Origin of the sequence: Kitasatospora sp. NPDC091207 (genome assembly GCF_044768625.1) — a bacterium.
Taxonomy (GTDB): Bacteria; Actinomycetota; Actinomycetes; order Streptomycetales; family Streptomycetaceae; genus Kitasatospora.
Window position 1 is genome coordinate 91,701 of record NZ_JBIVVS010000021.1, and the last position, 14,920, is coordinate 106,620.

The 14,920-nt window shown below is 75.5% G+C and carries 12 protein-coding genes; 6 read left to right on the top strand and 6 right to left on the bottom strand.

The window, feature by feature from the left end:
* Positions 1 to 83: 83 nt before the first annotated feature.
* Positions 84 to 1,853 carry a BTAD domain-containing putative transcriptional regulator gene (locus ACIQTO_RS28800; protein WP_402393880.1) on the top strand — a complete coding sequence of 590 codons (1,770 nt, stop codon included), beginning with the start codon at positions 84 to 86 and terminating at the stop codon, positions 1,851 to 1,853.
* Between the two features lie 140 nt (positions 1,854 to 1,993).
* Here the strand turns inward: ACIQTO_RS28800 and ACIQTO_RS28805 are convergent, their stop codons facing one another.
* Genes ACIQTO_RS28805 through ACIQTO_RS28820 form a run of 4 tightly spaced genes read right to left on the bottom strand, consistent with a single transcriptional unit; the run spans position 1,994 to position 6,849 of the window.
* On the bottom strand, positions 1,994 to 2,656 hold the full coding sequence (locus ACIQTO_RS28805; RefSeq protein WP_402393883.1) for a GAF domain-containing protein: 663 nt from the start codon (positions 2,654 to 2,656) through the stop codon (positions 1,994 to 1,996).
* A gap of 5 nt (positions 2,657 to 2,661) precedes the next feature.
* Entirely contained in the window at positions 2,662 to 3,519 is an 858-nt protein-coding gene (locus ACIQTO_RS28810) for a S8 family peptidase (protein WP_402393885.1), read from the bottom strand.
* Entirely contained in the window at positions 3,516 to 6,653 is a 3,138-nt protein-coding gene (locus ACIQTO_RS28815) for an adenylate/guanylate cyclase domain-containing protein (RefSeq protein WP_402393888.1), read from the bottom strand. Before ACIQTO_RS28815 ends, ACIQTO_RS28810 begins: the two co-directional genes overlap by 4 nt.
* A 16-nt stretch (positions 6,654 to 6,669) precedes the next feature.
* On the bottom strand, positions 6,670 to 6,849 hold the full coding sequence (locus ACIQTO_RS28820; RefSeq protein ID WP_402393891.1) for a hypothetical protein: 180 nt from the start codon (positions 6,847 to 6,849) through the stop codon (positions 6,670 to 6,672).
* Between the two features lie 271 nt (positions 6,850 to 7,120).
* Between ACIQTO_RS28820 and ACIQTO_RS28825 the strand changes: the two genes are divergently transcribed.
* The 4 genes from ACIQTO_RS28825 to ACIQTO_RS28840 all read left to right on the top strand — a co-directional run bounded on the left by ACIQTO_RS28825 (position 7,121) and on the right by ACIQTO_RS28840 (position 12,283).
* A complete protein-coding gene (locus ACIQTO_RS28825) occupies positions 7,121 to 8,305 on the top strand; it encodes a radical SAM protein (RefSeq protein ID WP_402393893.1) in 1,185 nt (394 codons plus the stop codon).
* A gap of 17 nt (positions 8,306 to 8,322) precedes the next feature.
* Positions 8,323 to 9,699, top strand: a complete 1,377-nt coding sequence (locus ACIQTO_RS28830; RefSeq protein ID WP_402393896.1) for an MFS transporter — start codon at positions 8,323 to 8,325, stop codon at positions 9,697 to 9,699.
* Positions 9,692 to 11,761, top strand: a complete 2,070-nt coding sequence (locus ACIQTO_RS28835) for a prolyl oligopeptidase family protein (RefSeq protein WP_402393899.1) — start codon at positions 9,692 to 9,694, stop codon at positions 11,759 to 11,761. Before ACIQTO_RS28830 ends, ACIQTO_RS28835 begins: the two co-directional genes overlap by 8 nt.
* A gap of 123 nt (positions 11,762 to 11,884) precedes the next feature.
* Positions 11,885 to 12,283, top strand: coding sequence for a DUF1801 domain-containing protein (locus tag ACIQTO_RS28840; RefSeq protein WP_402393901.1), 399 nt, complete (start codon positions 11,885 to 11,887; stop codon positions 12,281 to 12,283).
* Positions 12,284 to 12,381: 98 nt separating this feature from the next.
* Here ACIQTO_RS28840 and ACIQTO_RS28845 read toward each other — a convergent pair whose 3' ends face one another.
* Both ACIQTO_RS28845 and ACIQTO_RS28850 read right to left on the bottom strand, forming a co-directional pair.
* Positions 12,382 to 12,774 carry a ribonuclease domain-containing protein gene (locus tag ACIQTO_RS28845; RefSeq protein ID WP_402393904.1) on the bottom strand — a complete coding sequence of 131 codons (393 nt, stop codon included), beginning with the start codon at positions 12,772 to 12,774 and terminating at the stop codon, positions 12,382 to 12,384.
* Between the two features lie 187 nt (positions 12,775 to 12,961).
* On the bottom strand, positions 12,962 to 13,882 hold the full coding sequence (locus ACIQTO_RS28850) for a LysR family transcriptional regulator (RefSeq protein ID WP_402393907.1): 921 nt from the start codon (positions 13,880 to 13,882) through the stop codon (positions 12,962 to 12,964).
* An 87-nt stretch (positions 13,883 to 13,969) separates the two neighbouring features.
* Here ACIQTO_RS28850 and ACIQTO_RS28855 point away from each other — a divergent pair, with 87 nt between their 5' ends.
* Complete coding sequence (locus ACIQTO_RS28855) at positions 13,970 to 14,920, top strand: NAD-dependent epimerase/dehydratase family protein (RefSeq protein ID WP_402393910.1); 951 nt, start codon at positions 13,970 to 13,972, stop codon at positions 14,918 to 14,920.

Below are 14,920 nucleotides of genomic sequence, written 5' to 3' on the forward strand. Positions count from 1 at the left end.
AGCTGTGCCCATGGCGTGGCGCACTCTGGGGGAGGGGCCATATGACCGGGAACACCGGCGCGACAAGACCGCTGCGTTTCACGATGCTCGGACCACTGCGGGTACGGTCCGGCGACACCCTGCTCGAACTCGGCCCGTACAAACAGCGATTACTCCTGGCCGCACTGCTGAGCAGGGCCAACACCGTGCTGTCGGTCGACCAGCTCATCGACGCGCTCTGGGACGGCGACCAGCCCCGGACGGCGCGCAAGAACCTCCAGGTGTACGTCTCCGCCCTGCGCAAGGTCCTGCGGGACCGGATCGGCCATGTGCCGTACGGCTACACCCTGACGGTGACGCCCGAGGAGTCGGACCTGCTGCGCTTCGACGAACTCGCGACGGCCGGGCGGCAGGCGCAGCGGGAGGGCAATCCGGCCGGCGCGTCGGCGCTGTTCGGGGAGGCGGTGCGACTCTGGCAGGACCAGCCGCTGGTCGACCTGCTCGGCAGCCCGTTCGCCGCCCGCGAGTCGGAGCGGCTCGCCGACCGGTTCCTGGCGGTGTACGAGGACTGGGCCGAGCTGGAGGTCGAGTCCGGCCGGGCGCTCGGACTGCTCGACCGGCTGGCCGAGTTGGCCGCCCGGCACCCGTTCCGCGAGCGGCTCATCGTGCTGCACATGACCGCGCTGGACCAGGTCGGCGGCCGGCGCCAGGCGCTCGCCTGCTTCGAGAACCACCGGCAGTTCATCGCCCGCGAACTCGGTCTCGATCCCAGCCCCGTCCTGCGGCAGACCTACCGGGCGATCCTGGCCGGCGAGCGGTCGGCCCGGCCGGACCGCGATCGCCGTCGCGAGCACGCCAAGCCCTCCCAACTCCCCCGCGATCTGGCGGACTTCGTCGGGCGTCGGAAGGAGGTCGAGACGGCCGTGGCGGCCCTCACCGACGGTCTCCGATGTACCGACGTCGCGGCGGTCTCCGGCCCGCCGGGCGTCGGCACCACGGCGCTGGCCGTCCACGTCGGCCACCGGCTCGCCGACCGCTTCGCGGACGGTCAGGTCTTCGTCCCGCTGGGACACCCCGACGGCGCACCCCGCGACTGGCACGAGGTGCTGACCGAGCTGCTGCGGAGCACCGGTCTCGACGTCACCCCGCCCCGCGAGGAAACCGCGGCACTGGCGCTGTGGCGGTCCTGGATCGCCGACCGGCAGGTCCTCCTCGTCCTCGACGGCGCGACCGGCGAGCCCCAGGTGCGCCGGCTGCTGCCGGGCCGCGGACCGAGCCGCACCCTGGTCACCTCGGCGCACCGGCTCAGCGGTCTGGAGTGCGTCCACCGCGTCGAACTCCACGAGTTCACCCCCGGCGAGGCCCGGGAGCTGCTGGCCCGGGTGCTCGGCGAGCAGCGGCTCGTCGACGCGGACCGCACGCTGCGCCGGCTTCGGGACGTGTACGGACTCTCCCCGCTGGTCGTCCGCGCGCTGGCCGCCAAGCTCACCGCGCTGCGCCACCTCTCGCTGCCGGAGTACGCCGAGCGGCTGGGCCGGCTGCCTGCCTGCCCCCACGAACTGTCGGTGGGGGGATCCTCCGTGCAGGACGGCTACCGCAGGTTCCACCGGGGGCTGGCCCCGCGGCAGCAGGCCGCGCTCGGCGCGCTCGGCGCACTGCCCGGGCCGGCCTTCGACCAGGCTGTCCTGCTGGCGGCGCTGGACGGCCTGGCGGAGCCGGCCGAGCGGATCGTGGAGGAGCTCATCGAGGCCCATCTGGTCACCGTGGCCGAGGGCGACGAGGTGCGGGCCCACGCCGTCCACTACCGCATGCCGAGGCTGGCCCACCGGTTCGCCGCCGCCCTGCACCGCGGCCCGCTGCCGGACGGCTGCTGACGCACCGGAGGGAGGCGGCCCACGGGCCACCCGGTCCGAACCGGGCGCGGCGGGCACCGGGCCGGACAGGCAGGCAGGCAGGCCGGCCGGCCGGACGGGGCGGGGCGGGCGCCGGCCCTCGGGAGCCGGTCCTCCCCCGCTCAGCGCGCCATCGCGGTGAGCACCTCGTGCAGCGACTCGACCAGCCGCAGCCCGCTGGCCCGCTGCTCGGGCGCCAGCTCGCCGAGGACCCGGACGATGCCGGCCAGCCGCTCGAACTCCGCGCCGCCGAGCGCCAGCGCGCTGCGGGCCGCCCGGTTGCGGACCAGGCCGTGCAGCGCGAGCCCGGCCTGACCGGCGAAGGCCACCAGCAGGTCCAGGTCGGCCAGGCTGGAGCGGGACTGCGGGTGCGGGTCGAGCACCTGGATGACGCCCAGGATCTCGTCCCGGTGGACGACCGGGGCCGCCATGATCGCGTCCGGCACGTAGCGGGTCCGCTCCGCCAGGTCCTGCGCGAAGATCGCGCTGCCCCGCAGGTCGTCCGCCGTCATCGGTTCACCGGTGTCGGCGACCCAGCCCGCGATCCCCCGGTGCGCCGGGAACCTGGTGCCGACCAGGAAGTCCTCCCCCTCCCCGGAGACGGCCTCGAAGACCAGTTGGTCCTGCTCCCGGTCGAAGAGGAAGATCGAGCTCGCGGCGGCGCCGAAGATCTCCCGCGCCACCCGCACGATGGAGTTCAGCAACTCCCGGTCGTCCGGGCCGGGATCGGCCAGGGCGCCCGAGATCGCCGCGATCATCGCCGTGGAGTCCGCCGGACGGTCCATGGATCTCACACTCCCCGCACGTTGGCTGCCGTCAGGTAGAGGATCGTCTTCAGCTCGAAGGTCGTCAGACGAGGGTGTTTGCCGAGGATGAGCGCGCTCAGTCCGGTGACGTGCGGCGCCGCGAAGCTGTTGCCGGTGTTGCGGGTCGTGCTGCCGTTCGGTCCGGCCACCCGCACCGCCTGCCCCCGGGCGAAGAACTCCACCGGCGGATCCGGGTTGTAGAGCACGAGGTCCGAGTCGTCCTCGGCGTGGCTGCCGACCGAGACCACCGAGGAGAACCGCCAGGGGAAGCTCTCGATCCGGGAGTTGTGCGCCGAGGCGACGATCACCGAACGGTTGAAGTAGGCGTCGTCGGCCATCTCCCGCAGCACCTGGCTGAACTGCGGGCGCGAGGTCGACAGACTCAGGTTGATCACGTCGAACCGCTGCTCGATGGCCCAGCTCAACCCGGTGAGCAGGGCGGCGCCCGTGCCGCCGCCGTTCTCGCCGAGGATCCGTACGCTGTGCAGCTCGCAGCCGGGGGCCACCCGCCGGACGATGCTGGCGCAGGCCGTGCCGTGGCCGCAGGTGTCCGCCGGTGCCACCTCCTCCACCGTCAGGCCGCCGTCCCGCCCGACGACGGCGTGCGAGCCGGCCAGCTCGCCCACCATCGGATGGCCCGCCTCGACGCCGCTGTCGACGACGCAGACCCGCACTCCGGCACCGTCGGCACCGCCGTAGGCCCACGCGGGGGTGACGGACGCCGTCTCGGAGCCGGCGAGGCGGATGTCGGCGGGGCGGCGGTCGAGCAGGTTCCAGGTCAGCGCGGAGGCCCGGGCCCCGGTGGCGGTGGCGGTCCGGGTGACGGGTGGCGTGGTGGTCATCGGCCGCCCCGCTCCCCCGCCGGGCCGGGCTCCTCCGGAGGGCCGGGCTCCTCCGGCAGACCCAGCTCCTCCGTCAGCAGCCGGCACCGGGCCGCTCCGACGAGGTGTCCCTTGGCGTCGAAGCGGCGCCGCGCGGCCCGCAACGCCGCCCGTGCCTGGACCGGCCGCCCGAGCAGGGCACCGGTGTACGCCAGGTCGAGGCAGGCCGTCGCCTGGTCGGCCGGGGAGTCGGTGCGGTGGGCCAGCAGGACGGCCCGGCGGGCCAGCGCGAGGGCCTCCCCGGGCTCGCCGCCCAACGCCCGGATCCTGGCCTGGACGCCGTAGCGGTTGGCCCGCACCACCGGATGGCCGTCGGCGACGGTCAGGTCCTCCACCAGATCGGCGGCCTGACGCCACTGCCCCGCCGCCAGGTGGACGCGGGCCAGTTCGAGCGCGGTGGTGCGGACGAGTCCGCCCGCGCGCAGCGCCCGGGCCGCTTCCAGCGCCTCGCGCAGGGCCGCCCGGGCCTGCTCCGGCCGGTCCGCCAGCGCGGCGAGCGTCCCGTCGAGCAGCGGCCCGAACACCGCGCCCTCGCCGTAGGCGAGCGCCGCCATCGCGCGCCGCACGCCGGCCAGGCACTCGGCCGCCCGGTCGGTGCGGCCCTGGAGGGCGTGCAGCACGGTGAGCGGGAACCCCAGCGTGACCTGCACGGCCAGCCGGTCGGCGCCGTGCGTGGCCAGCAGGGCCTCGCACCGGGCGGCGGCGGACGGCGCCGGCTCCGGGCCGTGCCAGAGCGAGAGCCCCATCGCGCCCAGGGTGTTGGCGAGCTCCCGGTCGGCCGCCGCGGCCAGCGAGTGGGTCAGGGCGTGGCCGAGCGCCGCCACCGCCTGGCCGTGCCGCCCCCGGCGCTGGCAGGACCCGGCGAGCACCAGGCGGCTGCGGGCCAGGCCGAGTTGGTCGCCGCCGGCACGGAAGACCGTGAGACCGTCGACGGCCGCCCGCTCCAGGGCGGCGTCGTCGTGCTCACAGGCGGCGAGGTGCAGCCGGGCGTGGACGGCCGTCCCCGCCGCCCCGTGCTCGTCGGCCTCGGCCACGGCGCGGACCAGCACGTCCCGCGCCTCACCGGAGCGGCCGAGCGCCAGCAGCACCTCGCCCAGCCGTTGCAGCACCTCGGGCCGCCCCTGGTCGGCCGGGTCGGCGAGGTCGGCGGCCCGCTGCAGGAGGGCCAGCGCCCAGGGCAGGTCCACCCGGCCGACCGCGCCGGCCCCGGCCCGGGCCAGGTGGCGCAGGGCCCGCCGGCGCAGCAGCGGGTCGTGCTCGGTGCGGCGGCCGACCGCGCTGCGGTACCGGTAGGCCTGCTCCAGGTGGGTGCCGACCAGCGCGTCCGGGCGGCCGACCCGCAGCAGGTACTCGGCGTAGCGCTCGTGGAGTTCGCCGCGCCGGGTCTTGGTCAGCCCCTCGTAGGCGACCCGCTGGGTCACGCCGTTGACGAAGCAGTAGGCGGCGCCGGCGCCGAACGGGCGGCGCATCGGCTTCACCAGACCGCGCCGGGTCAGGGTGCGGAGCACCGTCGTGCCGACGGCCGCCGGCCCGGGCCCGCCGGCCAGGGCTGCCAGGTCCTCGGCGTCGAACTCGCGCCCCACCACCGAGGCGTGGCGCAGCATGGTGCGGTCGGTCTCGTCCAGCCGGTCGATCCGGGCGGCGAGCAGCGCGTGCAGGTTGGGCGGCAGCCCCTCGGCCCCGCCCGCCTCCTCGACCGTCGCGGCGAGCTGTTCGAGGTAGAGCGGGTTGCCGTCGGCCTGGGCGACGATCTGTTCGGTGGCCGCCGCGGTGTGCAGGGCGAGGTCGACCAGGTGGGCCGCGAGGACGGCGGAGTCGGCGGTGGACAGACCGGTGACGGTCACCGTGGTCGAGTTCGCCCGGCCGGTGCCCCAGCCGGGGCAGGAGTCCATCAGCTCGGGCCGGGCCAGGCAGAGCACCAGGACGGGCAGCCGGCGCAGGTCCTCCACCAGCCGGTCGAGCAGGGCGAGGAACGGCTGGTCCGCCCAGTGCAGGTCGTCGACGACGAGCAGCACCGGGTGCTCGCCGGTGCGCACGGTCAGCACATGGGCGACCGCCGCGCAGGTGTCGTCCTCGGACGGGGCCGGCGTGCCGTCCAGCAGCAGCCCGGTGCGGAGCAGCGCCAGCGCCGCGGCGGTGGCCGACCCGTCGAGCGTGTGCCGCCCGGCCTCCTCGGCCAGCGGGGCCACGCACTCGGCCAGCGCGTGCAGCGAGCCGCCGGTGCCGGCGGCCCGGCAGCGGCCCGCGCCGACCGCCTCGACGGCCGGGGCCGCGCGCCGCAGCCATTCGTCCACCAGGCGGGTCTTCCCGATGCCCGCCTCGCCGAGCAGGGTGAGGACGTGGACGTCCCCCTCCTCGGCCACCCGCCGCCAGGCCAGGTCGAGTTCGCTCAGGTAGCGCTCGCGGCCGACGAACGGCACGTCGGAGCGGGGCGCGCGCTCGGGCTCCGAGAGGCCCAGCAGACGGCCGGCCTCGATCGGCCCGGCCACCCCCTTCAGCCGGACCGGGCCGACCTCGGCGACGGTCAGCCCGGAGCCGCAGGCCCGCCAGGTCTGCGCGCTGAGCAGGATCTCCCCGGGGCCGGCCGCCTGCTCCAGCCGGGCGGCGACGTTGACCACCTCGCCGGAGACGAGCGCCTGCCGCCTGGCCGGATCGGCCGTGGTGACCACCTCGCCGGTGTGCACGCCGATCCGGACCCCGAGCCGGACCCGGTGGTCGCGCTCCAGCTGGGTGTTGAGCTCGTCGAGCGCGGCCAGCATGTCCACGGCCGTCTCCAGCGCCCGGCGCGCGTCGTCCTCCTGCGTGGCGGTGAGCCCGAAGACGGCCATCACGGCGTCGCCGATGAACTTCTCCACGATCCCGCCGTGGGCGCCGATCCGGCGTTCCATCAGCGCGTAGTAGCGCAGCAGGATCGACCGGAGCACCTCGACGTCGAGCCGGCCGGACAGTTCGGTCGACCCGACGAGGTCGCAGAACAGCACGGTGACGACCCTGCGCTCCTCGGCCGCCGGCCCCGGGGCCGTCACCGGGGCGCCGCACCGGGCGCAGAACCGCGCCTCCGCGGGGAGTTCCGTGGCGCAGGACGGGCAGCTCATCGGTGGGGCCCTCCGGTCAGTACGCCGTCATATCGCCTATGCACCAAGGGGTTTCGCCGTCGTCCCCGGCCACGGAGTGCAGGACGACCTCCGGTTCGCCGTCGTCGGCCGGTTGGTCCGGCGCGGCGCCCGGGTACGTGGCGAGCAGGTCGGCCGGTGGTTCGGCGGACCGTTCGGCGGGGGTCGGCTCGGGCACGTCGATCAGCCCTCTCCCATGACATCGGTCGGGCACTCTGGTCGTCTCCGGGAGCTTAGGAGCGGCCAGTTGGGGTTCGGTTTACGTCCGGTATGCCCGCGCCGGGGGCCCGCGCCGGATCGGAAGTCACCCGGGCCGGGCCGGAAGCCGCCCGGGCGGGGCCGGAAGCTGCCCGTCAACCTGTCGCATACCGGCGGCAAACCACGGCTGCCTAGCCTCGCGCTGTCAGGGCCCGCCGACGGCGGCCGTGCCCGCCGACCCAGGGAGAGCGATGATCGGCACCCGGCTGGACGAGGTGGACGCGCCCCGCCTGATCAGGAGCGACCGCGGCTGGTGGTTCATCGGCAACCGGACGTGGACGCTGCTCAAACCCGAGCATGTCGCGGCCGACGGTCAACTGCGCCCGGACATCGACGAGTTCCTGCGCGACGCGGGCGCCTACCGGGAGCGCACCGCGACATCCTTCGCGCTGACGGTGCTGACCAGCACGGCCTGCAACCTCGGCTGCGGCTACTGCTTCCAGAACACCGGCCAGGACCCGAAGGGCGGCCACCGCCCGCCCCGGATCAACCTGCGCCGGCTGAACACCCGGACCATCGACCGGATCGTCGAGTTCACCGGCGAGCGGATGGCGCGGGCCGGCCTGGACCGGCTCTACCTGCTGCTGTTCGGCGGCGAGCCGCTGCTCAACCCGCGCGGCTGCCTGGAGTTGCTGGAGCGCTGCGCTCCGCTGGGGCTCGGCACCGCCGCCATGACCACCAACGGCGTGCTGCTGACCGGCCGGCGGGCCGTCCAGCTCGGCGCCGCCGGGCTGCGCGCCGTGCAGATCACCTTCGACGGCAGCCGGGAGGACCACGACGCGACCCGGGTCACCCACGCCGGCGGGGGCACCTTCGACGCCATCGTCACCAACGTGGCGGCGGCCACCGAGGCCACCCGGCTGTCCTGGAACTTCCGGGTGAACGTCTCCCACCACAACGTGGACCGGATCGGCGAGCTCTTCGGCCAGCTCGACGGCAAGGTGGACCCGAGCCGCTGCACGTTCACCTACGCCTGGGTCGGCGACTCCGGGATCGGCTACCGCAACGACCTCGCCCGGGCCCGGCAGGTGGAGGACCACTTCGTCGAGTGGGCCGTCGAGGCGCTCGAACGCGGCTACCGGTTCGCCAAGCCGAGCATGCGGACGACCTGCCAGATCTGCTCGGCGCCCGGCGGGCGCGAGGGCGCCGTGGTCAACGCCGACGGCACGCTCTTCAGCAGCTGGCAGTCGGCCGGCAAGCCCGGCTTCGAGGTCGGGCACGTGGACCACGGCTACCTGGACACCGGCACGGTGCCCGACCGCTGGGTGACCTGCGGCTACGAGTACGAGCAGGCCGACACCGAGGTCATGACGCGCTTCCAGGACAACGTCGACGCGCGGATCCTCGACCACCTGCACGCCACCGGCCGGTTGTAGCCGGGGAGGGAGGGACAGTGCTGGCAGGCGTGCTGCGCACCAACCGCGACTTCCGGCGGTCCTTTCTCGCCGACCTCACCTCGGCGCTCGGCTCGGCGATGTCGACGATCGCCTACCCGCTGCTGGTGCTGAGCCTGGGCGGCAACGCGGCGCAGGCCGGCGCCGTCGCCACCGTCGCGCTGGTGACCAGGCTCGGCTTCCGCCTCCCGGCGGGCAGCCTGGTCGACCGCTGGAACCGGCGCCGGGTCATGCTGACGACCGACCTGGTGCGGCTGGTGGCGGTGGCCACCATCCCGCTGGTCGCCCTCTGGGGGTCGCCCTCCTACGCCCACCTGCTGCTGGTGGCCGCGGTGGAGGGGACCGCCACCGCGCTGTTCGGGCCCGCCAACACCGTCCTCACCCGGGACGTCGTCGCCAAGGAGGACCTGGCCGACGCGCTGGGCATGGGCCAGGCCCTGCAGGCGGCGGTCAGCCTGGCCGGGCCGGCGCTCGGCGGTGTCCTGTTCGCGGCCGACCGGATGCTGCCGTTCGCCGTCGACGCGCTCTCCTACGCCGTCTCGGCCGCCCTGATCCGGCGGATCACCGTGCGCCCCTCGGCGGCGGAGCCCCCCGCCGAGGACCGCGGGCTGACGGCGGGCGTGCGCTGGCTGGTGCGGCAGCGCGAGCTGTTCGTGATCCTGCTGTACGCGGCCGTCATCAATCTGGTCGCGGCCGCCATCGATGTGGTCGTCATCCTGGAACTGCGGGCGGACGGGGCGTCCGGCTGGGTGATCGGGCCGGTGCTGTCCTGCGCGGGCATCGGCGGGATCGCCGGCTCCCTGCTCGCCCCGTGGCTGGTCAAACGGCTGAGCGTGCCGACCATCCTGCTCGGCATCGGCGTGGGCTGGACGGCGGTGCTCGCGGTGTTCACGCTGACCTTCCAGCCGGGCGTGGTCGCCGCGCTGCTGACCCTGCTGATGACGCTCTCCCCGGCGGCCGGCGTGGTGGTCGGCCAGGCGCTGTTCGGGCAGACGCCCCGGCACCTGATCGGCCGGGTGAGCGCCGCCACCGGTCTGCTGCTCAGCGGCCTCGCGGCGCTGGGCCCGGTCGCGGCCGGCTCGCTGCTGCAGGGGCTCGGCGGCGCCGGCACCTGGGCGGTGCTCGCGGTGCTGACGGCGGCGGTGACCGCGGGCGGCTGGATCCCGCTGCGGGTCACCCGCCGGCTCGGCGCCGGGGCCGGGGCGGAGCCGGAGTCAGCTCCGGCGTCTGCCGCGGGGCCGGCGGCGGAGCTCCGCGAGCCCCCGGAACCGGCCGTGGTCGCGCACGCCGCTCCGCCCGGCCCCGCCCCGGGCCCCGCCCCCGACACCGCCTCCGCCTCCGCCGGCACCGACCCCGGGAGAAGCACGGATGACTGACGCCCTCCTGCCGCCCGACCCGTACCGCTGGCTGGAGGACGCCGAGGATCCGGCCGTCCTGGAGTGGACGGAGAAGCAGGACGCCCGCTACCGCGCCGCCGCCGACGGCTGGCGGGCCCGCGCGAGCGCCGGGGCGCGGCTCACCGAGCTGTCCGAACGGCTCGGCGCCCGGTCCGCCCCCCGCCCGGCCGGCGCGCGGCTGTTCCTGACCCGCTCGCGCCCCGGGGCCGAGCACCCAGAACTCGTCGTGGTCGAACCGTCCGGCGCCGTCCGGGTCCTGGTCGATCCGGCGCTGGTCGACCCGGCCGGCGGCACCACCCTGGAGGAGTGGGAGCCGTCCTGGGACGGCCGTCTGCTCTCCTACCAGCTCGCCGCGGGCGGCACCGAGAACGCCGCCCTCTTCGTCCTGGACGTCGACACCGGCCGGCTCCTGGACGGTCCGATCGACCGGGTCCGCCGCAGTACCGTCGCCTGGCTGCCGGACGGCAGCGGCTTCTACTACGTCCGCCGGCTGCACCCCGCCCTCAACCCGGGCGAGGGCCAGTACCACCGCCGGGTCCGGCTGCACCTGCTCGGCACCGACCCCGAACAGGACACGGTGGTCTTCGGCGCCGGCCGGGCGAAGACCCAGCACTACACCGTCCGGATCAGCGCGGACGGCCGCTGGCTGGTCGTCGGCGCCGCGGCCGGCGCCGTCCCCCGGCGGGACCTCTGGATCGCCGACCTGACCGAGGACCGCCCGGACCGGCCCCGGCTGCGGCCCCTCCAGGAGGGGCTCGACGCGCGGTCGCAGCCGCACATCCGCCCCGGCACCGCGCCGGACGGCCGCTGCTACCTGACCACCGACCTGCACGCGCCCCGGGGACGCGTGGTGGTCACCACCCCGGGCGCCCCCACCCCCGACACCTGGACCGAGCTGATCCCGGAGGACCCGCGGGCCGTCCTGGAGGACTTCGCGATCCTCGACGGCCCCGATCCGGCCCGGCCCCTCGCGCTGGTGGTCCGCACCCGGCACGCCGTCGGTGAGATCACCCTGCACGACCTGGCCGACGGCCGGCTGCTCGGCCCCGTGCCCGTCCCCCCGCTGGGCACGGTCGGCAAGGTCCGGGTCGCCGCCACCGACGCCCACCGGGCCTGGTTCGTCCACACCGACTTCGCCACTCCCCCGACCGTGCTGTGCTACGACGCGCGCACCGGCGCGGTGGACCGCTGGCCCGTCCCCGGCGCCGCCGCGTCCGGGCCGGGCGGCGACCTCGCCGAGGACGTCGAGACCCGCCGGGTCACCTTCACCTCCCGGGACGGCACCGCCGTCCGGATGTTCCTCCTCGCCCGGCGCGGCGCCCCGGACCGCCCCCGCCCGGCGATCCTCACCGGCTACGGCGGCTTCGGCCAGTCGCTGACCCCCGGCTACGCGCCGGAGGCCCTCGCCTGGGTCCGGGCCGGCGGGGTCTACGCCGTCGCCAACCTGCGCGGCGGCGGGGAGGAGGGCGAGGAGTGGCACCGCGCCGGGATGCTCGACCGCAAGCAGAACACCTTCGACGACTTCCACGCCGCCGCCGACCACCTCGTCGCGGCCGGCTGGACCACACCCGGACAGCTCGGCATCTGGGGCGCCTCCAACGGCGGACTGCTGGTGGGCGCCGCCCTGACCCAGCGGCCCGCGAGCTTCGCGGCCGCGGTCTGCGTGGCGCCCCTGCTCGACATGGCGCGCTACGAACGCTCGGGGCTCGGGCCGAGCTGGACCGGTGAGTACGGCACCGCCGCCGATCCGGCGCAACTCGCCCGGCTGCTCTCCTACTCCCCGTACCACCACGTCCGCGCGAACACCGACTACCCCGCCGTGCTGTTCGCCGTCTTCGACGGCGACAGCCGGGTGGACCCGTTGCACGCCCGCAAGACGGCGGCCGCCCTCCAGGCCGCGACCACCAGCGGGCACCCGGTGCTGTTCCGGCTGGAGCGCGGCGCGGGCCACGGCGCCCGGGCCGCCTCGCGCCGCACCGCGCTCTTCGCCGACCTGCTCGCCTTCTTCGCCGACCGGCTCGGCCTCGACGACGGCTTCTGAGCCGGCGGCTCGCGGCCGCCCGACTTCCGAGCGCCGACTTCCGGCTGCCACGCAGCGCGGCGCACTCGGGACGTCGCTCCCGCGCGCGACGATGGCGCCGTCCGCGACAGCAGGAGGCACGCCATGGCCGGCTACCAGACCGATCCGCGCGTCGATGCCTACATCGACGCCCTGCCCGCCTGGCAGCAGGGGATCTGCCGACGGGTCAGGGACTTGGTGCACGCGGCCGATCCGGAGGTCACGGAGACCGTCAAACGGACCGTCCGGCCGTACTTCGTCCTGGCGGGCAACATCTGCGCACTGCTCGCGGCCAAGGACCACGTCAACGTCTTCCTCTACGACGGCGCCATCGTGCCCGACCCGCACGGGATCATCACCGGCGGCCACGACAACAGGACCGCGCGCACGGTGGCCGTCGGCGAGGGCGAGGAGTTCGACGAGGCCGCACTCCAGGCCATGTTCCGCCAGATCATCGCCAACAACCGGGCCGGTGGCTGGCGGGCGCTCAAGCGCGGCGAATGACCGGGCCCGACCGTCCTCGGGCCTGGTGCCCGGGCACGGTGCCGGCCCCGACGGGCTCGTCGGGGCCGGCACACGGTGGTCGGGGGCGGGTCGGCCCGTCAGCAGCCGAAGTCGATCAGGCGGAAGGTCACGTAGTGGTCGCCGGTGTAGTAGTCCTCCCGGTACGCCTGGCCGGTGACGATCCGGCGGGCGCCGCGGGTGGGAGAGCCCGGAGTGACGACGGTGTACTCGTGGTAGTAGCCGGTGGACCTGCTCGGCAGGACGCGCTCGCGGTTCTGGAAGACGACGCCGTCCTGGGAGTACGGGAACGGGCCGTCGCTCGCGATGAGGTCGAGGGTGTCGTCGGCCTCGGGCGGGAGCACCGAGAGGCAGACCGAGCCGCTCACCGCGGCCTGGGCCTCGGTGGCGGTCACGACGGGGGCGAGGGTCAGCAGGGCGACGGCGGTGACGGCGGCAGCGCGCGTCTTCCACGCGCGTAGAGTGCGGGTCATGACAACAGTGTGACCAGCCCCGGACCGGCACCGGAAGACCCGATCCAACTCTTCACCTGCGGGTAAGTCCTTGGACGGGCGGGCGACTTGAACCGTCTTCGGACGACGGCAGGCAGCACCGGCGTGGGACCTGCGTGGGACCTGCGTGGACCTGCGTGGGCCTGGCTGGACCGGCGCGACCGGCCGGTCAGCCCCGGGCCTCGTCCGCGCCGCCCGCCGCCTGCTCCACCAGCAGCCGGGCCAGCGCCCCGGCGGACGGCGGCAGCCGGCGGCCCCGGGCCACGGCGATCCCGACGTGCCGGGCGGGGCGGGGCCGCGTCACCGGCACCACCCGGGTGCCCGGCAGTGCCGGGTCGAGCGCGACGAACGGCACCAGCGAGACACCCACACCGGCCGCGACCAGGGAGCGGGCGAAGAAGTAGTCGGTCGTGGACCCCGCCACCCGCAGCTCGAAGCCCGCCACGGCCGCGTACCGGCGCAGGAAGGCCTCGGTCTTCAGGCAGCCCAGCACCCAGCGCTCGTCGGCGAGTTCGGCGAGGTCCAGGGCCTCGCGGCCGGCCAGCCGGTGGCCGTCGGGCAGCACCACCGAGAGCGGATCGTCCATCAGCGGGGTCCAGTCGAGGCCGGAGCGGTCCCCGGGGAGCACCGGCAGGGGACCGTCGAAGTGGTAGGCGAGCGCGAGGTCGGCGGTCCCCTCCCGCACCATCGGCAGACTGTCCTCCGGTTCCCGTTCCAGGATGCGCAGTTCGACCTCCGGGTGCTCGGCGGCGAACCGGGTCAGCGCCACCGGGAGGAGGTGCCGCCCGCCACTGGTGAAGGTGGCGAGGGTGAGCCGGGGCCGGGCCGCGCCCAGCCGGCCGATCTGCTCCTGGGCGTGGCGCAGCTCCGCCGCGACCGCGGTGGCCGCCTCCACCAGCAGGCGCCCGGCCTCGGTGAGCCGCACGCCGCGGGTGGAGCGTTCCACCACCACCGTACCCAGGCCGCGCTCCAGTGCGGCGATCTGCTGGGACACCGCGGACGGGGTGAGCCGCAGTGCGGCGGCCGCGCGGTTGAAGCTCCCGTGCTCGGCGACCGCCCGCAGCACGCCGAGCCTCCGGACGTCGATCATCGCGCTCCCTCGGTCGACAGTTCCGCTGATGACTGGTTCAGCAGGTCGGTAGTTCCGCTGGTGACGATACGGCAGCAGAGTGGGGGCATGCGAAACGTCTGCGTCATCGGCGGAAGCCGGTACTTCGGCCTGCACCTGGTCACCCGGCTGCGAGACTCCGGGATCCGCGTCACCCTGGTCAACCGCGGCTCCACGGCGCCGCCGCCCGGCGTCGACCACGTCCGCGCCGACCGGTCCGACGAGGCCGGGCTCGCGGCCGCGCTCGGCGGGCGCGGCTTCGACGCGGTGATCGACCAGGTGCTCTACACCCCCGTCCAGGCGGCCGTCGCCCGCCGGGTGTTCGCGGACCGCACCGACCGGTACGTGATGACCTCGACGATGGAGGTCTACGACCCGGCCACCTCGCCCCGGGTGCGCACGACCCCGGGCGTGCCGGTGCCCGAGGAGGCCGTCGACCCGTCCGACCGGGCGCCCCGGCCGGAGCTGCCCCGGCACGATCCGGCGGCGCTCGCCCTGCGCGCCGACGAGGCGACCCGCTACGCCGAGGGCAAGCGGCAGGCCGAGGCGGTGCTCGCCGAGGACCCGCCGTTCTCCTGGGCGAGCGTCCGCAGCGCCCACGTCCTGGGCGGCGGGGCGAAGGACTTCACCGGCCGGCTGGCGCACTACACGGAGCTGATCGCGGCCGGGCGGCCGGTCGCGGTGCACGAGACGCCGCAACCCACCTCCTTCGTCCACCACGAGGAGATCGCCGACGCGCTGGTGCGCACCGCGGCCTCCGGCGCCGCCGGCCCGCTGAACGCCTGCTCCCCCGAGGCCCTCGACGTGGTCGCGCTCTGCGAGCTGATCGCCGACCGGCTGGGCACCACCGCCCGCTACCGGATGGCCGCCGGGGCGGACGCCTCACCCTTCTCCTTCGACCGCTGGTACCCGATGGACAACCGGCGCGCGGTCGCCGCCGGCCTGCGGTTCTCCCGGGCGGCCGACTGGCTGCCCGGCGCCGTGGCCGAGGCGGCCGCCCTGCCCGTGCGGGAGGCCTGA

Excerpts from the sequence above, each read along its gene's own strand:
- ACIQTO_RS28825 (WP_402393893.1), top strand. The coding sequence starts at position 7,121 with ATGATCGGCACCCGGCTGGACGAGGTGGACGCGCCCCGCCTGATCAGG.
- ACIQTO_RS28815 (WP_402393888.1), bottom strand. The coding sequence starts at position 6,653 with ATGAGCTGCCCGTCCTGCGCCACGGAACTCCCCGCGGAGGCGCGGTTC.
- ACIQTO_RS28855 (WP_402393910.1), top strand. The coding sequence starts at position 13,970 with ATGCGAAACGTCTGCGTCATCGGCGGAAGCCGGTACTTCGGCCTGCAC.
- ACIQTO_RS28800 (WP_402393880.1), top strand. The coding sequence starts at position 84 with ATGCTCGGACCACTGCGGGTACGGTCCGGCGACACCCTGCTCGAACTC.
- ACIQTO_RS28810 (WP_402393885.1), bottom strand. The coding sequence starts at position 3,519 with ATGACCACCACGCCACCCGTCACCCGGACCGCCACCGCCACCGGGGCC.
- ACIQTO_RS28835 (WP_402393899.1), top strand. The coding sequence starts at position 9,692 with ATGACTGACGCCCTCCTGCCGCCCGACCCGTACCGCTGGCTGGAGGAC.
- ACIQTO_RS28850 (WP_402393907.1), bottom strand. The coding sequence starts at position 13,882 with ATGATCGACGTCCGGAGGCTCGGCGTGCTGCGGGCGGTCGCCGAGCAC.
- ACIQTO_RS28845 (WP_402393904.1), bottom strand. The coding sequence starts at position 12,774 with ATGACCCGCACTCTACGCGCGTGGAAGACGCGCGCTGCCGCCGTCACC.
- ACIQTO_RS28840 (WP_402393901.1), top strand. The coding sequence starts at position 11,885 with ATGGCCGGCTACCAGACCGATCCGCGCGTCGATGCCTACATCGACGCC.
- ACIQTO_RS28805 (WP_402393883.1), bottom strand. The coding sequence starts at position 2,656 with ATGGACCGTCCGGCGGACTCCACGGCGATGATCGCGGCGATCTCGGGC.